We start from the raw sequence: 18,642 nt of genomic DNA on the forward strand, positions 1-18,642 counted from the left end.
GGCAGGCGCCACAAGACCCGAAGCGGCGGGAGGGAACAGGATAAGATGAACCTCTATCTCAAGGATCCGCAGGCGCGGATCGACCATGAAATCGACTGGTCGGCCTATCTGGCCGGTCAGCATGTGATCGCCAGCGCATGGCATGTCGGCCCCGGCGAGGCGGGCGGCATAGCAGTGGAGGCGGACGCCTTCGAGGAGCGGAGGACCAGCGTGCGGCTGAGCGGCGGCGTGGTGGGGCGGCTCTATTGCGTGACCAACCGCGTCACCTTGTCCGACGGGCAGGAGGATGAACGGTCGATCCATGTCCGGGTGGAGGAACGATGATGACGGCGCAAGGGGAAGCGGGCGCGCTGGCGGCTTCGCTGGCGGAACTCAAAGCCTATCTGCGGATAGCGATGAGCGATGAGGATGCGGTGCTGGCCGGGCTGCTGCGGAGCGCGGCGGCGCTGTGCGAAGGGTTTATCGGGCAATGGCTGATCGTGCGGGAAGCGCGTGAGACGGTTTCCGGCGATGGCCGCTGGCAACGCCTGTCGGCGCGGCCGGTGGCGGCCATATTGGATGTTCGGGCGGTCGATGGGGCGGGAGGGGAGGAGGCGTTGCCGCCGGAGCGCTATGCGATCGACATCGACGCATCGGGCGAAGCCTGGGTGCGGACGAGGGCCGTGAGCGACGGGCGGCGGCTTTGGGTGCGTTACCGGGCGGGCATGGCGGAGGACATGAACGGCCTGCCCGAGGCGATCCGGCAGGGGATCGTGCGGCTGGCGGCGGACCATTATGCGGCGCGCAGCGGAGAAGGCGCGGCGCCGCCGGCGGTGGTGAGCGCGCTCTGGCGGCCATGGCGGCGGATGCGGCTGGCATGAAGGGGGCGTTGCAAAGGCGCATGACCGCCCTGGCGGAAGCGGGCGCGGCGCGGAGGCGGGGCGCGGTCGTCGAGGCGATGGGCGAGGCGGGCGTGGCGTCGGTGCGGGTGGACGGCGAGATCGTCCGGGCGTCGGGACGCGGGCTGATGGCGCGCTGGATGGATGATCCGGCGCTGCGCGAAGCGGGGAGGGGCAGGGCATGAGCGCGGAAATAGCGGCGCGCGCCGCCATGATCGCGGCGTTGAAGGGGGATATGGCGCTGATGGACGGGCTGAACGGCCTGTTCGACGGCGCGCCTGATCGGGCGGCGGCTCCCTATGCCGTGGTGGAGGAATGCCAGGGCGCGGATTGGGGCGCCAAGGGGATCGAGGGACGCGAGGTGCGGCTGTCGATCAGCCTGCATGACATGGGCGAGACGCCCGCGCGCATCGCGCCGCTGCTCGCGCGGGTCGACGCTGTCGTGAGCGGGATGGCGGAGGCGGGGGGCGGCTTGCGGATCGTCACCGCGCAACTGCTGCGGTCCCGCATCGCCCGGCAGGCGGGGCGGGAGCGCGGCTGGCGCGCAATCGCGGACTATCGGCTGCGCGTGGTGCGGGAGGCGGGGTGAGGGAGTCCCGATGCGGTGATGGTTTTCGGCCGGTTGCGGTCATCCAACCTCCGTCATCCCAGCTTTCGCCGGGATGACGGAGGAAAGAGGACTCGGCGGCGATCGATCGCGTCAGGCCGGGCTGAGATAGTCCTCATATTCGGCGGTGATCTTGTCCATATATTCCGACACCTGATCGTTGGCGTCGGATTGGGCTTCCTGCTCCGACATGCCGCTGGACTTGTCGTCCGCCACGATGGCGGCGCGGAAGGCGGCTTCCTTGTCGCCGCATTTCGCCTTCAGCGCGGACTGGAAATCGCCCAGCGCCAGCTTCTTTTCGAGGGAGGGCTGTATCTGGGCCGAAAGGCATTGGGAATAAGCCTTGCGTCCCGCGCCGACGGGGTCGGCCGCAGGCGCGGCGGCAAGCATCATCACCAGGGGAACTGCAACAAACATCGGAACCTCTCCACAGCCTGATTCTGGCACGGGTTAACGAAAAGGAGAATGCGCCATGGGCGTCGAAAAAGGAAGTGCGTTTCTACTCAAGGTCGGCGATGGCGGCAGCCCGGCAAGCTACGCAACGGTAGCGGGGATGCGGACCACGCAATTATCCGTCAATGGCGAGGCGGTGAACGTCACCAGCAAGGATAGCGGGGGCTGGCGCGAGTTGCTTTCCGGCGCGGGCGTGCGGTCGGTCAGCGTGTCGGCGGCGGGCATCTTCACCGGATCTGCGGCGGAGGTGCGTATCCGCAATCATGCCCTGTCGGGCACCATCGAAGAATATGAGTTGAGCTTTGAAAGCGGCGAGCGGATGCGGGGGCGATTCCTGGTCACGCGGCTCGACTATGCGGGCGATTATAATGGCGAGCGCAATTACGCGCTGAGCCTGGAAAGCTCCGGCCCGGTGTCGCAATGAGCGCGGCGGCGAACGCGGCGCGGGGCGAGGCCGCGCTGGAACTGGGCGGGCAGGTGCTGACGCTGCGCCCCAGCTTTGCCGCGCTGGTGGCGGCGGAGGAGGAGGTAGGGCCGCTGTTCGACCTGGTGGAACGGGCGGCGGACGGGAAGCTGTCGCTGGGCGATATGGCGGCGCTGTTCTGGCATTGCCTGACGGATCGCGGCGGCGGGCTGACGCGCGAGGCGCTGGGCGAGGCGATCCTGGCGCTGGGGCTGGCGAAGGTGACGCCGGTGCTGCGGACCATATTGCAGCAGATATTGGCGGGCAAATGAGCGCGGCGACGCGGTTCGCGGAGCGCGCCGCGCGGCTGGCGGGGATTGCGGGCTGGCTGCTGGGCTGGCGGCCCGACGAGTTCTGGCGCGCGACGCCCGCGGAACTGGCGGCCGTGCTGAAGGCGGCGCGGGGCGAGGACGGGCCGGAGGCGGGCGTCGACGCGGGCGAGCTGGAGCGGCTGCGCGCGATGATGCCGGATCGCTGAGGCCGGGCAACAGGGGAAATCCGATGGAAGAGGAAGTCGAGACGCTGGTCGTGCGCGTGCGCGCCGACACGCAAGGGCTGGCGCGCGATGTGGAAGCGATGCGCGCCGGGATGGAAGGGCCGCTGGCGGCGGGCGCCGAACGGGCGGGGCGGCGGATCGAACAGGGGCTGCTGAGGGCGGCGCGGACGGGCAAGTTCGGCTTCGAGGATTTGCGGCGCATGGCGCTGTCGGTGCTGGACGATATTGCCCGTGGCGCTTTGCGATCGGCGATGGGGTCGATTGGCGGTGGAGGCGGCGGCGGGTTGCTGAATGTGGGGGCTTCGCTGATCGGGTCGGCCCTGGGCCTGCCGGGGCGGGCGACCGGCGGGCCGGTGGGGCCGGGGCGCGCCTATATGGTGGGTGAGCGGGGACCGGAACTGTTCGTGCCCACGGCGAGCGGGCAGGTCATCGCCCCTGGCGGCGGCGCGCGCGACGTGCGGGTGAGCATTGCGGTGCAGGGACGGGGCGACGGGCAGGACAATCCCCGGCTGCTGGCGCGCAGCGCGCGGCAGGTGGCCCGGGCGGTGAGGGGAGCGCTGAACGGATGAGCGGGATCGGCTATTGGCTGGCGAAAGAGCGGGGCGGGCAGGAAACGCGCTTCATGAAGCGGTTCGCGCCGACGCATTGGACGGTGAATTTCCCGCGGCCGATGATGGCGGGCGTAGTGACCACCGCGCCCGATGCCCTGCGGGTGGATGCCGTTTTTTATGGATCGGGTGATCTGGCCGGGCTGATCTGGGAAGCGGAGGACAAATGGAGCCATAAGCTGCTGGCCTATGAGACGGCGCGGGATTTCCGCGATTGCGTGCTGCGCTTTCGCTGGCGGAGCGGTGGCCTCAGGCGGCTGGACCAGACGCATGGGCCGACGCTGACCATCGAGGGACGCGATGCGGAAGGGCATGCGCGGTCCTGGTATGTGCGGTTGTGGAACTATGCCAATGGCGATGCGGAAGATGCCGAGATCGTTCTGGATTTTTCCAGCGTGGAAGGCGGATTCCTTCTGCCGGAGGAGAGCGATCCGGTGTGGGCGGGCGATATCGACCGGATGTTCATTTCGCTGGCGCCGCCCGATTACGATGCGGGCGATACGGTCTTTGCGACGGGCGTGGAAGGCTGGGCGGAGTTGTCCGGCATCAAGTGCGATGGCGCAGGATCGGTGCTGGCGGTGGGCGATGTGGTGGTGCCGGAACATGGGCTGTCGATGGCGACGGGCTATGACGATTGCCTCAATCAGACGCCGGAGCGGATCGTGGGGGCGATCCATGCGCTCGGTTATCGCGGCGACATCAATCATTATGTCGGCATGAGCCATTATTTCCGGCTCTTGCCTGTTGGGGGAGGGCATGTTGTCACCCTGGAAGGCGGGGCGCTGAATACGCCCTGCGCGGCATGGCACGCCGATTTCGCGCGGCGGGCGAAGACCATGGGGCTGGGGGTGATCTGGTCGCTGTCCTATGAACTGTTCGACGCACATTGCCCGGAGGCATGGAAGCAGCGGGCGGAGAATGGCGATCCGGCGCTGACGGGCTGGACGCCGCCTTCGACATTGCTGTCCCCGGCCCATGCCGGTGCGATGAGCTATTTACAGGCGGTCGCTTCTTCCTTTGTTACCATGGCTTTGTCCGAAGATATTGCCGTCAAGTTTCAGGTTGGCGAGCCATGGTGGTGGGTGATGCCCGCCGATGGCAGCATCTGCCTGTATGACGATGCGGCGCGGGCGGCGCTGGGCGGAAGTCCCGTGTCCATCCCGGATGTGCGGGGGACGCTTTCGGCCGGGCAGAAAGCGCTGCTGGACGCGGCGGGGGCGATATTGGCGGCGTCGACGGCGTCGCTCTGCGCGGCGGTGAAAGGCCAGGCGCCGGGGGCCGTGACGCATCTGCTGGCCTATCTGCCGACCGTGCTCGATCCGCTCGCGCCGGAGGCCAAGCGGGCGAATATGCCGGTGGACTGGGCGGAACCGGCCTTCGATGTGCTGCAACTGGAAGATTATGACTGGGTGACGCAGGGCCGCAGGCGGCTGACCGCGCGCGGGGTCGAAGAGGCGACGGCGCGGCTGGGCTATCCGATCGAGCGGCAGCATTATCTTTCCGGCTTCGTGCTGGCGCCGGAGGACGCCGCCCAATGGCGGGAGATCGCCGGGGAAGCGGACGCCGCCGTCCGGCGGGGCACGGCGGCGACGTTCATCTGGGCACTGCCGCAGGTCGCGCGCGATGGCTTCACCTGCTTCAGACTGGATGGGGAAGAAGATATGCAGGCCTTTGACGATATTGTCTTTCCTTTGAGCGTGGGGCGGGAGGCCAGCCTGTCCCCCGCCTTTTCGACGCAGATCGTGGAAAGCCCATCCGGCCATGAGCGCAGGACGAGCGACTGGGCCGATGCGCGCCTGTCCTTCGATGCGGGGCCGGGCGTGCGGTCGGAAGCGGATATCGCGGAGCTGATCGCGTTCTTCCGGGCGCGGCGGGGCGCGGCGCGGGGGTTCCGTTTCACCGATCCGTTCGACGACCGCAGTTGCGCGGCGGGCGGAACGCCGGACCCGATGGATCAGCGATTGGGCGTGGGCGACGGCATAAGGGCGGAGTTCCAGCTCATGCGCTTCTATGGCGAGGGCGAGGAGGCGCAGGCGCGGACCATCACCCGGCCGGTGGCGGGGTCTGTCCGGGTCGCCGTGGATGGCGTCGAGCAGCTTTCCGGCTGGAGCCATGCGGGGTTGGGCGTCATCGCCTTTGACGCCGCGCCGCAGGAGGGCGCGGTGCTGACCGCCGGTTTCCGCTTCGACGTGCCGGTGCGCTTTGCCGAGGACCGGCTGGACATCAACCGGGCGACCTTTGCCGCCGGGGAAGCGCCGTCGGTGCCGCTGGTGGAGATCCGGGAATGAGCGCGGCGGAGAGTTTGGGCAAGCCGCTGTGCACGCTGGCTTTCTGTTGGCGGCTGGAGCGGCGGGACGGCGTGACCATCGGCCTGACCAGCCATGACCGGGACATGACGATCGGCCATGTCCGCTATCGCGCCGCGCCGGGCATGATGCCGTCCGCCATTCGCAGCGGCATCACCGCCGAGGGCGCGGACATGGATATCGAAGGCGCGCTGACGTCCGACGCCATCAGCGAGGCGGACCTGATGGCCGGGCGCTGGGACGGCGCGGCGCTGGAGGTGCGGCTTACGGAATGGGAGGCGCCGGGCGCGCTGTGGCTGTTGCTGGCGCGGGGGACGATCGGCGCGGTCGGGCGCAAGGGCGGCGCGTTCACGGCCGAGCTGATCGGCGCGGCGCATGTGCTGCGCGGCGCGGTCGCTCCTTCGACATCGCCGGACTGCCGGGCGCGGCTGGGCGACAGGCAATGCCGGGTCGACATGGCCGGACGCAGGCGCGCTGTGCCGGTCGCGGCGGTGGAGGACGGGGTGGCGCATGTCGCGGGGCTGGCGGCGGGCGTCTATGCCTTTGGCACGCTGCGCTGGCTGACCGGGGCCAATGGCGGCATCGTTCAGGCGGTGATCGACAATGGGACCGACGAGGTGATGCTGGCCGATCCGCCGCCCTTTGCGGTGGAGCCGGGAACGCTGGCAGTGCTGACCGAAGGATGCGACCGGCAATTGGGGACATGCCGCGCGCGCTTCGGCAATGCCGTCAATTTCCGCGGGGAGCCGTATCTGCCGGGCACGGACCTGCTGACCCGCTATCCCGGCGCATGAGCGGGGACGGCATGGCGGCGCGGATCGTCGCCGAGGCGCGGGCGCTGGTGGGCGCGCCCTTTCGCCTGCACGGACGCAGCGCGGAGCTGGGGCTGGACTGCGTGGGGCTGGCGGCCGTTGCCTTTGGCCGGGCGGGACATCGCGGCATCGTGCCCGGCGGTTACGCGCTGCGGTCCAGCGATGCGGGGCGGATCGAGACATGGATCGATCAGGCCGGGCTGCGAAAAGTGGAAAGGGGAGCGCCCGGCGATCTGGCGCTGGTGCGGCCGGGGCCGCTCCACCTGCATCTGATGATCCAGGTTCCGGGCGGCTTCGTCCATGCCCATGCGGGGTTGCGGCAGGTTGTCGAGATGCCGGGGGAATCGCCCTGGCCGGTCATCGGCCAGTGGCGGGCGGTCGAGGAGAATGAAGGATGGCGACGGTAGTTCTGACCGCCGTGGGAACGGCTTTGGGCGGTCCCATCGGCGCGGCCATAGGGGGGCTGATCGGCAATGTCTTCGACCATGGCGTGCTGTTCAGGCCGAAGGGCGCGCAAGGCGCGCGATTGCAGGACCTGCATGTCCAGACATCGACCTATGGCACGCAGATCCCGAAACTGTTCGGGCAGATGCGCGTGGCCGGCACGGTCATCTGGGCCACGGACCTGCGCGAGACGAAGAAGAAAAGCGGCGGCGGGAAAGGAAGGCCGAGCGTCACCACCTACGATTATTCGGCGAGCTTTGCCGTGGCCCTGTCCGCGCGGGCGGTGCGTTCGGTGAAGCGCATCTGGGCCGACGGCAATCTGCTGCGCGGCATGTCCGGCGACTTCAAGACCGCGCTGGGCGATTTCCGGCTCTATCCGGGGCGGGAGGATCAGCCGGTCGATCCGCTGATCGCTTCGAGGCAGGGGGAACCGGAAACCTCCGCGCATCGCGGAATCGCCTATGCCGTTTTCGAGGATCTGTCGCTGGCCGATTATGGCAATCGCATCCCGTCCCTCACCTTCGAAGTGGAAGCCGACGAGACGCCGATTTCCATCGACGCCATCGGCGCGGCGCTGGGCGAAGGGCGGATCGGCGGCGCGGGGCTGGGGAGCGTGGACGGCTATGCGGCGGGCGGCGCCGACCTGGAGGAGGCGATGGCTCCGCTGGTCGACGCGTTCGGGCTGGCCCTGACGGCGGGGGAAGAAGGGCTTGGCATCGCGCCGGAATGGCGCACGCCCTCGCACGAAATTCCCGCGTCTAGCCGATGCGGACGCGTGAACGGGAAGGCGCTGGACAATCTGGAGCGGTCCGGCGCGGCGGCCGATAGCGTTCCGGTGGCGCTGTCGGTGCGGCATTATGACGCCGCGCGGGATTATCAGGCGGGGGTGCAGCGCGTCACCCGGCCCGGACCGGGGCGGCTGGAGCAGGGGCTGGAACTGCCCGCCGTGCTGAGCGGCGACGCGGCGCGCGGCCTGGCGGCGCAACGGCTGGGGTCGAGATGGACAGGGCGCGGCGGCCTGACGCTGCGGTGCGGGTGGGAAGCGCTATGCCACCAGCCCGGATCGGTCGTCACCGTCGAAGGCGAAGCGGGCCTCTGGCGGATCGAGGAACGGGAATGGGAAGCGATGGCGGTTCGCCTGTCGTTGCGCCGGGTGCCGGGATCGGGAGGAAACCTGCCGCCGGGCGCATCGTCAGGCGCGATCGTGCGGGAGATCGATGCGCCGCAGGGACCGACGGCGCTGATGCTGGCGGATTTGCCCAATTTGAAGGACGGGACGGCCAGCGCGCCGATCCTCGTGGCGGCGGCGGGCGGAAGCGCGGGCTGGCGCGGGGCGGCCCTGTTCGTGATGAATGAACTGGGGGAAGCCGTTCCTGCGGGCAGGACGGCGGCGCGCGCCACGATGGGACGGGCCGATGCGGCATTGCCGGAGGGCAGCGCCACGCTGGTCGACGAACATAATGGGCTGCTCGTCACCCTGCTGGCCCCGGATATGGAATTGACGGACGCCAATGAGCTGGCCCTGGCGCAGGGAAGCAATCTGTGCCTCGTCGGGGAGGAGCTGATCCAGTTCAGCCGGGCGGTTCGGACCGGCTCTTCCAGCTACCGCCTTTCGGGCCTGCGGCGCGGGTTGCGCGGGACGGAATGGGCCATGGCCGGTCATGCGCCCGGCGAGGGGTTCCTGCTGCTGGAGGAGGATCGGCTGGCTGAACCTCTCGCCGCCCTGGGCGCGGAAGGAGAGGAGGGCGCGATGCTGCGGATAAGCGCGATCGGGGCAGGCGATGTCGAGCCGGCCGATGCGGCGCTGAGCATCAGGGGCGAGGCGTTGAAGCCGCCCGCTCCCGTCCATGTCCGGCTCGTTCCCGATGGAGCGGGGGGCTGGCGCGTCGGCTGGACGCGGCGCAGCCGCGACGGATGGCGATGGAGCAGCGGCGGGGACGTGCCTTTGGGAGAGGAGAGCGAACGCTATGACGTGCGGATCTTGCGCGGCGCCGACGTGAAGCGCCGCGTCGAAACGGGCGAGCCGGCCTGGCTCTATGGCGCCGCGATGATCGCTCAAGACATGGCGGGATCGGGCGGGGAGGGCTGTATTCTGGAAATCCGGCAGATCGGCTCGCGGGCCATGGGGCGGCCCGCCCGCCTCGCGCTTCCGGCCTGAAGCCGCCTGCCGTTTGGGAGAATTGTCAATGACGATGGATATGACGCCGCGCTGGGGGCTGCCGCTGCTTTTTGCGGGGCAGGCGCAGAAGGAACTGTTTCACAATGAAGCGCTGACCCGCATCGACATGCTGTTGCACGGACAGGCGCGGAGCGCCGATCTGGCGGAACCGCCCGCCGATCCCGCGATTGGCGAATGCTGGATCGTGGGCGGGGGTGCATCCGGCGAATGGGCGGGACAAGAGGGCGCCGTCGCCTGCTGGACGGAAGGTGGATGGCGATTTGCGCAGGCATTGGCCGGACTGGCGCTCTGGGTAGCGGACCGGGGCCATGCGATGCGGCATGACGGCACGGCATGGCGTTCCGGCGCCTGCCGTGCCGATGGCCTGTATGTGAATGATGTCCGCATTGTCGGCGAACGTCTGGGGGCTGTCGGCAATCCTTCCGGCGGTTCGACAGTCGATAGCCAGGCCCGCGCGGCGATAGACGCGATTCTTGATATATTGCGGACGCATGGGCTAATCGCCGCATGACTGTGCCAATAGGTCCAGCATGGATTGATCGGGTTCCCATTAGAGCGGCTAAGGTGCTAAACCCTTCGTGTTGCGTCTTTTTTGCAACAGTTTCGCTAATTGTGGACTTGCCATGAAACTTTCTTGCAGATACAGGGTTTCAGCAGTCCTTCGTGACACTTTTGAAAGGGGAATCCAAATGCGGAAGCTTGCCCTCGCGGCTGCGCTTGCGACTAGCGCCCTGGCCACTCCGGCTTTAGCGCGTGACAATAGCTGGTATGTTGGCGTCGACGCCGGCGTGCTGCTGGTCGAAGATCAGGATATCAGGTTTAACCCCGGACTCACCGCTCCGGACGTCGATTACCACAAGGGCTACGATTTCGACGCCAATATCGGCTACGATTTCGGCGGCTTCCGTCTTGAGGCCGAAGCGGCGTACAAGCGCGCGAAGGTCGATCTGGACAAGAGCGGCTTCGGTGGTTCGGCGTCGGCCCTTTCGTTCATGCTGAACGGCTTGCTGGACTTCGGTCCCGATGACGGCCTTCAGGGCTTCGTCGGCGGCGGTGTCGGCGTTTCGCGCGGCAAGCTCGCCAATGACGAAGTGAACGACACGGACACCGGTTTCGCCTGGCAGGCGATCGCGGGCGTTCGCTATCCGCTGAGCAGCAATGTCGACGTCTCGTTGAAGTATCGCTTCTTCAACCAGGACAAGATCAAGCTGGTCAACGATTATACGGGTGATTACGGCCCGGCGGGCGCGGATGTCCGGAGCAAGCTGCGTACGCACAGCATCCTGCTTGGTCTGACCTACAACTTCGGTGAGCCGGCTGCTCCGCCGCCGCCTCCCCCGCCGCCCCCGCCGCCCCCGCCGCCCCCGCCGCCGCCTCCGCCGGTTGTGGAATGCAGCCCCGGACCGTACATCGTGTTCTTCGAATGGGACAAGTCGGACATCACGCCTGACGCCGCCACCATTCTGGACAACGCGGTTTCGGCCTACAGCAACTGCGGCAGCGCCCAGGTCATGCTGGCGGGCTATGCGGACCGTTCGGGTTCGGCTTCGTACAACGTCGGCCTGTCGCAGCGTCGTGCTGACGCGGTCAAGGGCTACATGGCTTCGAAGGGTATCCCTGACGGCGTGATGACGACCCAGGCGTTCGGTGAAGCGAACCCCCGCGTCGAAACCGCCGACGGTGTTCGCGAACTGCAGAACCGTCGCGTGGAAATCACCTACGGCCCGGGTTCGGGTCAGTAATCGACTTTCCCTTTTGGGGAAAAGATGGAGAGGGCCGGTCGCAAGATCGGCCCTTTTTCGTTTGATCGCTTATCCCTTTCCTCTTTCCGCCGCTGAGCGGATCGACCCGGAAAGCGATGAGATGCAGGAGCGGAACGCCTCAGAACCTGCCGATGAGGAGTCAGCGGCCAAGTCGCAATCTTGTTCGCATCCATGCGATCGAGCGACTTTTCACGTAGAAACGCGGAGTATCCGGGAAATCGGCGACGCGTGCAGCCACATCGACGCACGCAGGATCGGCCAGAAATGCACAGGCGCCTTTCGACGCAGCCTTGCTCTTCGTCTCCGCGTGAATCAGCCGGATCCGTTGGCTGCCCTGCACGATGCCTGAATGTCGATCCGGCCTAAAGCCGCCCCCCCCTGATGGAGCCGATGACAATTTGATTCGAACATGCAACAAATCATCGTCTGCAACGTTCGCTTTTTTGTCTGCATCCAGGAGTTGGCTTCATGAAATTTGTTTCGATGGCCTGGGCCTTGCCCTTGTTCACCACCGTCGCAGCTTGCGCGACGGTTCCCGAGGAATCGGCATCGGCCGGCGAGGCGCCCGTGGCATATGCGAAACTGCTGGCGGGCGATGGGACGGCGCGAGGAGAGGCGAAAGTGACGCAGGCGGCGGACGGCCTGCATGTCCTTGTGCGGGCGGAAGGGCTGACGCCCGGCCTCCATGCCGTGCATGTCCATACCACAGGCACTTGCACCCCGCCCGATTTCGTCAGCGCGGGCGGGCACTGGAATCCCACCGACCGCCAGCATGGCAAGGATAATCCCCATGGCATGCATATGGGCGATATGCCCAATATGCTGGCCGGTTCCGATGGAACGGGCGAGATGGAATATGTCATTCCCGGCGGTCTAGTCAGTTCCGGGGCGATGCCGCTGCTGGATGCGGACGGAGCCGCTATCGTCATCCATGCGCAAGCCGATGACAATAAGACCGATCCTGCCGGCAATGCGGGTGGACGCGCGGCGTGCGGCGTGCTGGCCGCTGGCTGAATAATCTTCCGGAAAATCACGCTCCTGCGCCGTCCTTCGGGTTGCAGGGGCGCGATTTCGCCTGATCAGAGCAGGCCGTAATGGGCGATTTCCTTATAGGTTGCTCCTTCCCGCCCCAGATGGCTCTCATATAAGGAGAAGTGGTCCACTTCGAACGGCGCGCTTGCGAGGCCGGCATTGCGGGCAATGAAGGAATCGAGCGTCCCGGTAGAGCGTCCGCATCGGGCAAGGGTGATATGCGGCAGATAGGCGCGCCGTTCCTGCGCGAGGCCAAGACTGACGCAAAGATGGCCGATCTTGCGGTGCAGGGCGAAGAGCTTTTCATGAGGCTGCACGCCAACCCACAGGCTGCTGGTCCGGCCATTCTGTTCGAAGCGCCCGACGCCGGCCAGTTCGACCGGAAGGCGTGGAATCGAAGTCGCCCCAACAGGTCGGCCAGATCATTGGCGCCATGCTGGTCCATTGCGCCGACGAACCGGAGGGTAAGATGAAGCTGGTCGTCACTTTGCCAGCGCGCGCCTGCAATTCCCTCCATGAGTGCCATCAGGCGGGATCGTATGAAGAGGGGTGGGCGAACGGCAATGAACAATCGGTGCATCGCCCCCATATAGGTTTCAGGCCGGGATTCGTCATGCTGTCAGGCGGCTTGAATTAAGCGCCCGAACAGTCGATAATGGAAGGACCGGCGGATGCATGCCGGCGAAGGAGAAGTTACTCATGGCCAACTGGTCCGATCCCCGTTCCGACATAGCGGGCTTTGGCGGCGGCGCCACTGTGGCGCGCGGCGAGGCGTTCGACGCCGGTCTGCGTGCCTATATGCTGTCGGTTTACAACTATATGGCGAGCGGCGTCCTGCTGACGGGCGTGGTCGCCATGCTGTTCGCGTCCAGCGGTCTGGCGCTGCAAATCCTGGCAGGCCCCGGCATCCTGAAATATGTCATCATGTTCGCGCCGCTGATCTTCGTCATGGTGATGAGCTTTGGCATGAACCGGCTTTCCACCTTTGCGATGCAGGCGATGTTCTGGGCCTATGCCGCGGTGATGGGCCTGTCGCTGGCGTCGATCTTCCTGGTCTATACCGGCACGTCGATCGCGCAGACATTCTTTGCCACTGCGGCCGCTTTCGCCGGGTTGAGCCTGTGGGGCTATACCACGAAGAAGGACCTGTCCGGCTTCGGCACTTTCCTCATCATGGGATTGGTGGGCCTGCTGGTGGCGAGCCTCATCAACCTGTTCCTGCGGTCGAGCGCGATGGACCTGGTCATCAGCGTCATCGGCGTTCTGCTGTTCGCCGGACTGACGGCCTATGACACGCAGAAGATCAAGAGCATCTACGCTCATGTCGCGGGAACGGACATGATGGGCAAGTCGGTCGTGATGGGCGCGCTGAACCTCTATCTCGACTTCATCAATATGTTCCTTTTCCTGCTGCGCTTCATGGGCAGCAGCCGGGACTGATCGCGGATCGCTTTTATCGGAAAGGCCCGGCGGTTCGTTCCGCCGGGTCTTTTCGTTTGGGAATCATGCAGCTTGCAGATCCGTTTGCCGAATGGCGGTTATGGGTGGTGAACGGACATAGCTATTCGTCATGCCGGCGAAAGCTGGCATCTCTCTTCGTAGGCACGACCCAGCCCAAGGGAGATCCCAGCTTTCGCTGGGATGACGGATATTGAATGTCCGCTTCATGGCCGAACACAGCCATTGCACGACGATGGTTTGCAAGATCCGTAGCTCCCTTTCGTCTATCAGTGCTGCTGCTCCCTCTCCTTTTTGGAGAGAAGGGATTTGCAGGCTGCATGATGCTCAAGAGAAAAAGGGCGGCCCGATGGACCGCCCTTTCCTTTGCGTATGCCTGAGGAAGCGTTTATTTCGCCTGTTCGGCCGCTTTCGATTTGCCGCCCTTCCTGCCCTTCTTGGGAGCGGCGGGGGTGATCTCGAAGGCGAGGGCGTCGTCCTTCAGCCGAACATGGACCTCGCCGCCATGGACGAGCTTGCCGAACAGCAGTTCCTCGGCCAGCGGCTGCTTGATCTTCTCCTGCATCAGACGGCCCATCGGTCGCGCGCCGTAGAGCTTGTCATAGCCGCGTGCCGTCAGCCATGCCTTCGCATCGTCGTCCAGCGTGATGTGGACGTCGCGGTCGGCCAGTTGCAGTTCGAGCTGGAGCACGAACTTGTCGATGACGCGCGCGACGATTTCCGGCGGCAGATAGCCGAAGGGAACCACCGCATCGAGACGGTTGCGGAATTCGGGGGTGAAGAGCTTCTTCACCGCGTCTTCCTGCACATCGTCGCGGGTGATGGACCCAAAGCCGATGCTTTCCTTCTCCATGTCCGACGCACCGGCATTGGTGGTCATGATGAGGATGGTGTTGCGGAAATCCACCGTCTTGCCGTGGTGATCGGTCAGGCGGCCATTGTCCATGACCTGCAACAGGATGTTGAACAGGTCGGGATGCGCCTTCTCGATCTCGTCCAGCAGCAGGACGCTGTGCGGATTCTGGTCCACCGCGTCGGTCAGCAGGCCGCCCTGGTCATAACCGACATAACCCGGAGGCGCGCCGATCAGGCGGCTGACCGAGTGCCGTTCCATATATTCCGACATGTCGAAACGCTGGAGCGGGATGCCGAGCAGATGGGCGAGCTGACGCGCCACCTCCGTCTTGCCGACGCCGGTGGGGCCGGAGAAAAGATAGTTGCCGATCGGCTTGTCCGGATCGCGCAGGCCGGCGCGCGACAGTTTGATCGCGGAACTGAGCACCTCGATCGCCTTGTCCTGGCCGAAAACCACGCGCTTGAGATCGGTGTCCAGCGCGCCCAGCACCGTCTTGTCGTCGCTCGACACCGTCTTGGGCGGGATGCGCGCCATGGTGGCGATGACCGCTTCGATCTCCTTGGGCGTGATCGTCTTCTTGCGCTTGCTCGGCACGACCAGCATCTGCATCGCGCCCACTTCGTCGATCACGTCGATGGCCTTGTCGGGCAGCTTGCGGTCGTTGATATAGCGCGCCGAAAGCTCCACGGCCGACTTGATCGCGTCGGACGTGTATTTGACGTTGTGATGCTCCTCGAAGGCGCTCCGCAGGCCCGCCAGGATCTTGATCGTGTCCTCGACCGTCGGTTCGTTGACGTCGATCTTCTGGAACCGTCGCAGCAGGGCGCGGTCCTTTTCGAAATGGTTGCGGAATTCCTTGTAGGTGGTCGAGCCGATGCAGCGGATCGTGCCGCCCGACAGGGCCGGTTTCAGCAGGTTCGACGCATCCATTGCGCCGCCGCTGGTTGCGCCCGCGCCGATGACGGTGTGGATTTCGTCGATGAAGAGCACCGCGTGGGGCATTTTCTCCAGCTCGGTGACGACCGCTTTCAGCCGCTCCTCGAAATCGCCGCGATAGCGGGTGCCGGCGAGCAGCGCGCCCATGTCGAGCGAGTAGATCACCGCTTCCCTGAGCACGTCGGGAACGTCGCCTTCCACGATCTTGCGTGCCAGCCCTTCGGCAATGGCGGTCTTGCCGACGCCCGGATCGCCCACATAGAGCGGGTTGTTCTTGGAGCGGCGGCAGAGAATCTGGATCGTCCGGTCGACTTCGGCGGCGCGGCCGATCAGCGGATCGACCTTGCCCCGCTCCGCCTTCTCATTGAGGTTGACGGTGAACTGCTCCAAGGCGCTGTCCTTCTTGCCCTTGCTGTCCTGCGCCTTCTTTTCCTCTTCCTGCGGGCCTTTGGCTTCGCGGGCTTCGGGCGCGGATGTGCCCTTGCCGACGCCGTGGCTGATATAGCTGACCGCATCGAGGCGGCTCATATCCTGCTGCTGGAGGAAATAGACGGCATAGCTCTCCCGTTCCGAAAAGAGCGCGACGAGGACGTTGGCGCCCGTCACCTCATCCTTGCCGGACGACTGGACGTGCAGGATCGCGCGCTGGACGACGCGCTGGAAACCGCTGGTGGGGGAGGGGTCGGACTGGCCCTCCACCTTCAGGCTGTCGAGTTCATGGTCGAGATATTGGGTGACGGCGTCCGCCAGCTCGCCAAGCTCCACGCCGCAAGCCTGCATCACCTTTGCCGCATGTTCGTCGTCGACGAGCGCGAGCAGGAGATGCTCCAGCGTCGCATATTCATGATGACGTTCGGACGCATGAGTCAGCGCATTGTGCAGCGTAGTCTCAAGAGCGGGTGCGAAAGATGGCATGTCTGTTCTACTCCTGGCCCCGGAGAGGGGCGGTCTTGAACCATATGTCGGCATTGCTCCATGGCGGATCAAGGTGCGGCCCCTTGTCGCCGGAATTGCCAGACTGCCCGTGCCCGGTGCAGACCATCCTGGGGCCGCAAGGGGCGAGGCGCGGGTTCATCGCTTGAATAACGCCTCGGCGGTTGCCTTATGATTAACGACGCTTTCAATCTTTGATCGGATTCGGGCTATTTCGCCCTCCAGCGCGGCGATGCGCGCTTCCAGTTCGGCAAGGGACAAGGGACCCAGATCCTGCCGGATCAACTGGGCCAGCGGATTATCGGCCCTGCGCGGCAGATCGTCGTCCAAGTCCATGAAGGCCAATGTTGACCCTGCGGGGCGGTCTGTCAATAAGGGCGCATACGCCACATGCGATTTCTGGAGGGTGCGATGCAATGGGGATAACGGACCATGGCTATTGAGAGCATAGTGCCCGACGATATGCTGGCGGTCGGCATTCCGACGCCCGGTGGGCCGGAAGCGCTGGTGCCCGAACGGCGGCCGGTGCCGGCGCCCGGCGATGGCGAAGTGCTGATCCGTGTCGCCGCGGCGGGCGTCAACCGCCCCGATGTGCTGCAACGCATGGGCAAATATCCGCCGCCGCCGGGCGCTTCCGATATTCCGGGGCTGGAAGTATCGGGCACGATCATGGCGGCGGGATCGGATGTGCGGGACCGGATCGGACAACGGGTCTGCGCCCTGCTGCCGGGCGGAGGCTATGCCGAATATGCCGTGGCGCCCGTGGGCCAATGCCTGCCGGTGCCCGATGGTTACGACCTGATCGAAGCGGCGGCCTTGCCGGAAACGCTCTTCACCGTGTGGACCAATCTTTTCGAGCGCGCCTATGTCGCAGCGGGCGATACGGTTCTGGTGCACGGCGGAACGAGCGGCATCGGCACCATGGCGATCACGCTGTGCCGCCTGTTCGACATCACCATCATCGTGACCTGCGGCAGCGACGGGAAATGCGATCAGGCGCGGCAATGGGGCGCGCATCACGCGATCAATTACCGCGCGCAGGATTTCGTCGCGGAGGTCAGGCGCATCACCAGCGGGCAGGGCGTGCAGGCCGTGCTCGACATGGTGGGCGGCGACTATGTGCCCCGCAATATCGAATGCATGGCGGAAGACGGGCGGCATGTGTCCATCGCCGTGCTGGGCGGTCCCAGGGCGGCCGTCTTCATCCCCACGATCATGAGCAGGCGGTTGACCCTGACCGGATCGACGCTTCGCGGCCGTCCGGCATCCTTCAAGACGCTGGTGGCGGAGGAACTGATGCGGGTCGTCTGGCCGCTGGTCGAAGAGGGCAGGCTGCGCCCGGCCATGGACGAGCGCTTTCCCCTGGCGGATGCGGCGAAAGCCCATGCGCGGATGGATGCCGGCGAGCATTTCGGAAAGATCGTCCTGACCGTCTGATTCTGGCGCAACAGTCGCATTTCCGTAACATTCGGCGCGGATTTGTAACATTGGGATGCTAAGGCTCTTGCCTCAAGGACAACAGCCTTGGGGACAGACTGTGATGGACGCCGTGACGCGCCTGCCTTTCCTTGCGGACCTCGACGATGGTCTGGCACGGGAGCCGCATTTTCCCGAACGGCCGGACAATAAGCGCCGCCGTTATCGCACCATATGGATTTCCGACATCCATCTGGGCACGCGCGGCTGCAATGCGAAGATGCTGATCGATTTCCTCGACAGCGTCGACAGCGACACCATGTATCTGGTGGGCGACATCATCGACGGCTGGCGCTTGAAGAAGCGTTTCTATTGGCCCGCGAGCCATAATGACGTGATCTGGCGGGTTATGAAGCGGGCCAGGCGCGGCACCCGCGTCGTCTACATCCCCGGCAATCATGACGAGATGTTCCGGCAATTCACGGGTCTCAGCTTCGGCGGTGTGGAAATCCGGCGCAAGGCCATCCACGAGACGGCCGACGGTCGCAAGCTGCTGGTGCTGCATGGCGACGAGTTCGACACGATCATGCTGGCGCATCGCTGGCTCGCCTTCGTGGGCGATGCCGCCTACGCCATGCTCATGCGCCTCAACGTTGCCGTGAACGCGGTGCGGCAGCGCATGGGCCTGCCCTATTGGTCGCTGTCGAAGATGGCGAAGCACAAGGTCAAGAACGCCGTCGCCTTCATCTCCCGTTTTGAGGAAGTGGTCGCGCACGAAGCGGGCGCGCGGGGCGTGGATGGCGTGGTATGCGGCCACATCCACAATGCCGAAATGCGGGAAATCGCCGGCATCCAATATTATAATGACGGCGATTGGGTGGAAGGGTGCACCGCGCTGGTCGAGCATTTCGACGGTCGCATGGAGGTGCTTCACTGGACCGAGGAAATCGCGGTGCGCGACGCCCGCGAACCGGCGCGCATCGCGGCCTGAGGGAGCGCGCT

Annotated in this window: 22 protein-coding genes and 1 pseudogene; 18 read left to right on the forward strand and 5 right to left on the reverse strand. The window is 65.6% G+C overall.

Annotated elements, in window-relative coordinates; genetic code table 11:
• The first annotated feature begins 45 nt into the window (after nt 1–45).
• The 4 genes from IQ35_RS08695 to IQ35_RS08710 are packed head-to-tail and all read left to right on the forward strand — an operon-like array spanning nt 46 to nt 1,467.
• Nucleotides 46–324 carry a phage fiber-tail adaptor protein gene (locus tag IQ35_RS08695; protein WP_021243338.1) on the forward strand — a complete coding sequence of 93 codons (279 nt, stop codon included), beginning with the start codon at nt 46–48 and terminating at the stop codon, nt 322–324.
• Nucleotides 324–860: a head-tail connector protein gene (locus IQ35_RS08700; protein WP_021243337.1), complete on the forward strand. Its 537-nt coding sequence runs from the start codon at nt 324–326 to the stop codon at nt 858–860. Before IQ35_RS08695 ends, IQ35_RS08700 begins: the two co-directional genes overlap by 1 nt.
• 20 nt (nt 861–880) lie before the next feature.
• Nucleotides 881–1,063: a hypothetical protein gene (locus IQ35_RS08705; protein WP_021243336.1), complete on the forward strand. Its 183-nt coding sequence runs from the start codon at nt 881–883 to the stop codon at nt 1,061–1,063.
• Nucleotides 1,060–1,467, forward strand: a complete 408-nt coding sequence (locus IQ35_RS08710; RefSeq protein WP_021243335.1) for a DUF3168 domain-containing protein — start codon at nt 1,060–1,062, stop codon at nt 1,465–1,467. Before IQ35_RS08705 ends, IQ35_RS08710 begins: the two co-directional genes overlap by 4 nt.
• Before the next feature lie 111 nt (nt 1,468–1,578).
• Here the strand turns inward: IQ35_RS08710 and IQ35_RS08715 are convergent, their stop codons facing one another.
• Nucleotides 1,579–1,902 (reverse strand): hypothetical protein, encoded by a 324-nt coding sequence (locus tag IQ35_RS08715; protein ID WP_021243334.1) that lies wholly within the window; start codon nt 1,900–1,902, stop codon nt 1,579–1,581.
• A gap of 55 nt (nt 1,903–1,957) precedes the next feature.
• Between IQ35_RS08715 and IQ35_RS08720 the strand changes: the two genes are divergently transcribed.
• The 11 genes from IQ35_RS08720 (at nt 1,958) to IQ35_RS08775 (ending at nt 12,023) form a co-directional block, all read left to right on the forward strand.
• On the forward strand, nt 1,958–2,362 hold the full coding sequence (locus IQ35_RS08720) for a phage tail tube protein (protein WP_145072713.1): 405 nt from the start codon (nt 1,958–1,960) through the stop codon (nt 2,360–2,362).
• Nucleotides 2,359–2,673, forward strand: a complete 315-nt coding sequence (locus tag IQ35_RS08725) for a gene transfer agent family protein (RefSeq protein ID WP_021243332.1) — start codon at nt 2,359–2,361, stop codon at nt 2,671–2,673. Before IQ35_RS08720 ends, IQ35_RS08725 begins: the two co-directional genes overlap by 4 nt.
• A complete protein-coding gene (locus IQ35_RS08730; RefSeq protein WP_145072715.1) occupies nt 2,670–2,879 on the forward strand; it encodes a phage tail assembly chaperone in 210 nt (69 codons plus the stop codon). The genes IQ35_RS08725 and IQ35_RS08730 overlap by 4 nt, the downstream gene beginning before the upstream one ends.
• Nucleotides 2,880–2,902: 23 nt before the next feature.
• Nucleotides 2,903–3,466, forward strand: a complete 564-nt coding sequence (locus IQ35_RS08735) for a tail tape measure protein (RefSeq protein ID WP_145072717.1) — start codon at nt 2,903–2,905, stop codon at nt 3,464–3,466.
• The gene (locus IQ35_RS08740; RefSeq protein WP_145072719.1) at nt 3,463–5,793 is read left to right on the forward strand and encodes a DUF2460 domain-containing protein; all 2,331 of its coding nucleotides are present in this window, start codon (nt 3,463–3,465) and stop codon (nt 5,791–5,793) included. Before IQ35_RS08735 ends, IQ35_RS08740 begins: the two co-directional genes overlap by 4 nt.
• The gene (locus IQ35_RS08745) at nt 5,790–6,605 is read left to right on the forward strand and encodes a DUF2163 domain-containing protein (protein WP_145072721.1); all 816 of its coding nucleotides are present in this window, start codon (nt 5,790–5,792) and stop codon (nt 6,603–6,605) included. The genes IQ35_RS08740 and IQ35_RS08745 overlap by 4 nt, the downstream gene beginning before the upstream one ends.
• 11 nt (nt 6,606–6,616) lie before the next feature.
• Entirely contained in the window at nt 6,617–7,030 is a 414-nt protein-coding gene (locus IQ35_RS08750) for a hypothetical protein (RefSeq protein WP_021243327.1), read from the forward strand.
• Nucleotides 7,018–9,225, forward strand: coding sequence for a phage tail protein (locus IQ35_RS08755; RefSeq protein ID WP_145072723.1), 2,208 nt, complete (start codon nt 7,018–7,020; stop codon nt 9,223–9,225). Before IQ35_RS08750 ends, IQ35_RS08755 begins: the two co-directional genes overlap by 13 nt.
• 28 nt (nt 9,226–9,253) lie before the next feature.
• On the forward strand, nt 9,254–9,757 hold the full coding sequence (locus IQ35_RS08760) for a DUF2793 domain-containing protein (protein WP_031290391.1): 504 nt from the start codon (nt 9,254–9,256) through the stop codon (nt 9,755–9,757).
• 178 nt (nt 9,758–9,935) lie between these two features.
• Complete coding sequence (locus tag IQ35_RS08765; RefSeq protein WP_021243324.1) at nt 9,936–10,988, forward strand: OmpA family protein; 1,053 nt, start codon at nt 9,936–9,938, stop codon at nt 10,986–10,988.
• A gap of 489 nt (nt 10,989–11,477) precedes the next feature.
• On the forward strand, nt 11,478–12,023 hold the full coding sequence (locus IQ35_RS08775) for a superoxide dismutase family protein (protein ID WP_021243322.1): 546 nt from the start codon (nt 11,478–11,480) through the stop codon (nt 12,021–12,023).
• Nucleotides 12,024–12,088: 65 nt separating this feature from the next.
• On the opposite strand, the gene thpR is transcribed toward IQ35_RS08775, so the two are convergent.
• Nucleotides 12,089–12,436, reverse strand: coding sequence for an RNA 2',3'-cyclic phosphodiesterase (gene thpR / locus IQ35_RS08780; protein ID WP_311768307.1), 348 nt, complete (start codon nt 12,434–12,436; stop codon nt 12,089–12,091).
• A gap of 44 nt (nt 12,437–12,480) precedes the next feature.
• Nucleotides 12,481–12,630: pseudogene (locus tag IQ35_RS21795) on the reverse strand (RNA 2',3'-cyclic phosphodiesterase); the annotation flags it as partial.
• Between the two features lie 110 nt (nt 12,631–12,740).
• Here IQ35_RS21795 and IQ35_RS08785 point away from each other — a divergent pair.
• Nucleotides 12,741–13,481 carry a Bax inhibitor-1/YccA family protein gene (locus IQ35_RS08785; RefSeq protein WP_031290386.1) on the forward strand — a complete coding sequence of 247 codons (741 nt, stop codon included), beginning with the start codon at nt 12,741–12,743 and terminating at the stop codon, nt 13,479–13,481.
• A gap of 406 nt (nt 13,482–13,887) precedes the next feature.
• On the opposite strand, the gene clpA is transcribed toward IQ35_RS08785, so the two are convergent.
• Together clpA and IQ35_RS08795 are read right to left on the reverse strand one after the other, a co-directional pair.
• The gene (gene clpA, locus IQ35_RS08790; protein ID WP_145072727.1) at nt 13,888–16,206 is read right to left on the reverse strand and encodes an ATP-dependent Clp protease ATP-binding subunit ClpA; all 2,319 of its coding nucleotides are present in this window, start codon (nt 16,204–16,206) and stop codon (nt 13,888–13,890) included.
• A 156-nt stretch (nt 16,207–16,362) separates the two neighbouring features.
• Nucleotides 16,363–16,560 carry a DUF1192 domain-containing protein gene (locus IQ35_RS08795; RefSeq protein WP_031290384.1) on the reverse strand — a complete coding sequence of 66 codons (198 nt, stop codon included), beginning with the start codon at nt 16,558–16,560 and terminating at the stop codon, nt 16,363–16,365.
• 96 nt (nt 16,561–16,656) lie between these two features.
• On the opposite strand from IQ35_RS08795, the gene IQ35_RS08800 reads away from it, so the two are divergent.
• Nucleotides 16,657–17,661 carry an NAD(P)H-quinone oxidoreductase gene (locus IQ35_RS08800; RefSeq protein WP_145072729.1) on the forward strand — a complete coding sequence of 335 codons (1,005 nt, stop codon included), beginning with the start codon at nt 16,657–16,659 and terminating at the stop codon, nt 17,659–17,661.
• Nucleotides 17,662–17,764: 103 nt separating this feature from the next.
• The gene (locus IQ35_RS08805; RefSeq protein WP_021243316.1) at nt 17,765–18,631 is read left to right on the forward strand and encodes a UDP-2,3-diacylglucosamine diphosphatase; all 867 of its coding nucleotides are present in this window, start codon (nt 17,765–17,767) and stop codon (nt 18,629–18,631) included.
• Nucleotides 18,632–18,642 lie beyond the last annotated feature (11 nt).

The sequence above is a fragment of the Sphingobium wenxiniae genome (assembly GCF_007830065.1).
Classification (GTDB): domain Bacteria; phylum Pseudomonadota; class Alphaproteobacteria; order Sphingomonadales; family Sphingomonadaceae; genus Sphingobium; species Sphingobium wenxiniae.

Bases quoted from the DNA above. Each gene is read 5' to 3' on its own strand.
- IQ35_RS08695 (WP_021243338.1), top strand. From the start codon at position 46: ATGAACCTCTATCTCAAGGATCCGCAGGCGCGGATCGACCATGAAATC.
- IQ35_RS08700 (WP_021243337.1), top strand. From the start codon at position 324: ATGACGGCGCAAGGGGAAGCGGGCGCGCTGGCGGCTTCGCTGGCGGAA.
- IQ35_RS08705 (WP_021243336.1), top strand. From the start codon at position 881: ATGACCGCCCTGGCGGAAGCGGGCGCGGCGCGGAGGCGGGGCGCGGTC.
- IQ35_RS08710 (WP_021243335.1), top strand. From the start codon at position 1,060: ATGAGCGCGGAAATAGCGGCGCGCGCCGCCATGATCGCGGCGTTGAAG.
- IQ35_RS08715 (WP_021243334.1), bottom strand. From the start codon at position 1,902: ATGTTTGTTGCAGTTCCCCTGGTGATGATGCTTGCCGCCGCGCCTGCG.
- IQ35_RS08720 (WP_145072713.1), top strand. From the start codon at position 1,958: ATGGGCGTCGAAAAAGGAAGTGCGTTTCTACTCAAGGTCGGCGATGGC.
- IQ35_RS08725 (WP_021243332.1), top strand. From the start codon at position 2,359: ATGAGCGCGGCGGCGAACGCGGCGCGGGGCGAGGCCGCGCTGGAACTG.
- IQ35_RS08730 (WP_145072715.1), top strand. From the start codon at position 2,670: ATGAGCGCGGCGACGCGGTTCGCGGAGCGCGCCGCGCGGCTGGCGGGG.
- IQ35_RS08735 (WP_145072717.1), top strand. From the start codon at position 2,903: ATGGAAGAGGAAGTCGAGACGCTGGTCGTGCGCGTGCGCGCCGACACG.
- IQ35_RS08740 (WP_145072719.1), top strand. From the start codon at position 3,463: ATGAGCGGGATCGGCTATTGGCTGGCGAAAGAGCGGGGCGGGCAGGAA.
- IQ35_RS08745 (WP_145072721.1), top strand. From the start codon at position 5,790: ATGAGCGCGGCGGAGAGTTTGGGCAAGCCGCTGTGCACGCTGGCTTTC.
- IQ35_RS08750 (WP_021243327.1), top strand. From the start codon at position 6,617: ATGGCGGCGCGGATCGTCGCCGAGGCGCGGGCGCTGGTGGGCGCGCCC.
- IQ35_RS08755 (WP_145072723.1), top strand. From the start codon at position 7,018: ATGGCGACGGTAGTTCTGACCGCCGTGGGAACGGCTTTGGGCGGTCCC.
- IQ35_RS08760 (WP_031290391.1), top strand. From the start codon at position 9,254: ATGACGATGGATATGACGCCGCGCTGGGGGCTGCCGCTGCTTTTTGCG.
- IQ35_RS08765 (WP_021243324.1), top strand. From the start codon at position 9,936: ATGCGGAAGCTTGCCCTCGCGGCTGCGCTTGCGACTAGCGCCCTGGCC.
- IQ35_RS08775 (WP_021243322.1), top strand. From the start codon at position 11,478: ATGAAATTTGTTTCGATGGCCTGGGCCTTGCCCTTGTTCACCACCGTC.
- IQ35_RS08785 (WP_031290386.1), top strand. From the start codon at position 12,741: ATGGCCAACTGGTCCGATCCCCGTTCCGACATAGCGGGCTTTGGCGGC.
- clpA (WP_145072727.1), bottom strand. From the start codon at position 16,206: ATGCCATCTTTCGCACCCGCTCTTGAGACTACGCTGCACAATGCGCTG.
- IQ35_RS08795 (WP_031290384.1), bottom strand. From the start codon at position 16,560: ATGGACTTGGACGACGATCTGCCGCGCAGGGCCGATAATCCGCTGGCC.
- IQ35_RS08800 (WP_145072729.1), top strand. From the start codon at position 16,657: ATGGCTATTGAGAGCATAGTGCCCGACGATATGCTGGCGGTCGGCATT.
- IQ35_RS08805 (WP_021243316.1), top strand. From the start codon at position 17,765: ATGGACGCCGTGACGCGCCTGCCTTTCCTTGCGGACCTCGACGATGGT.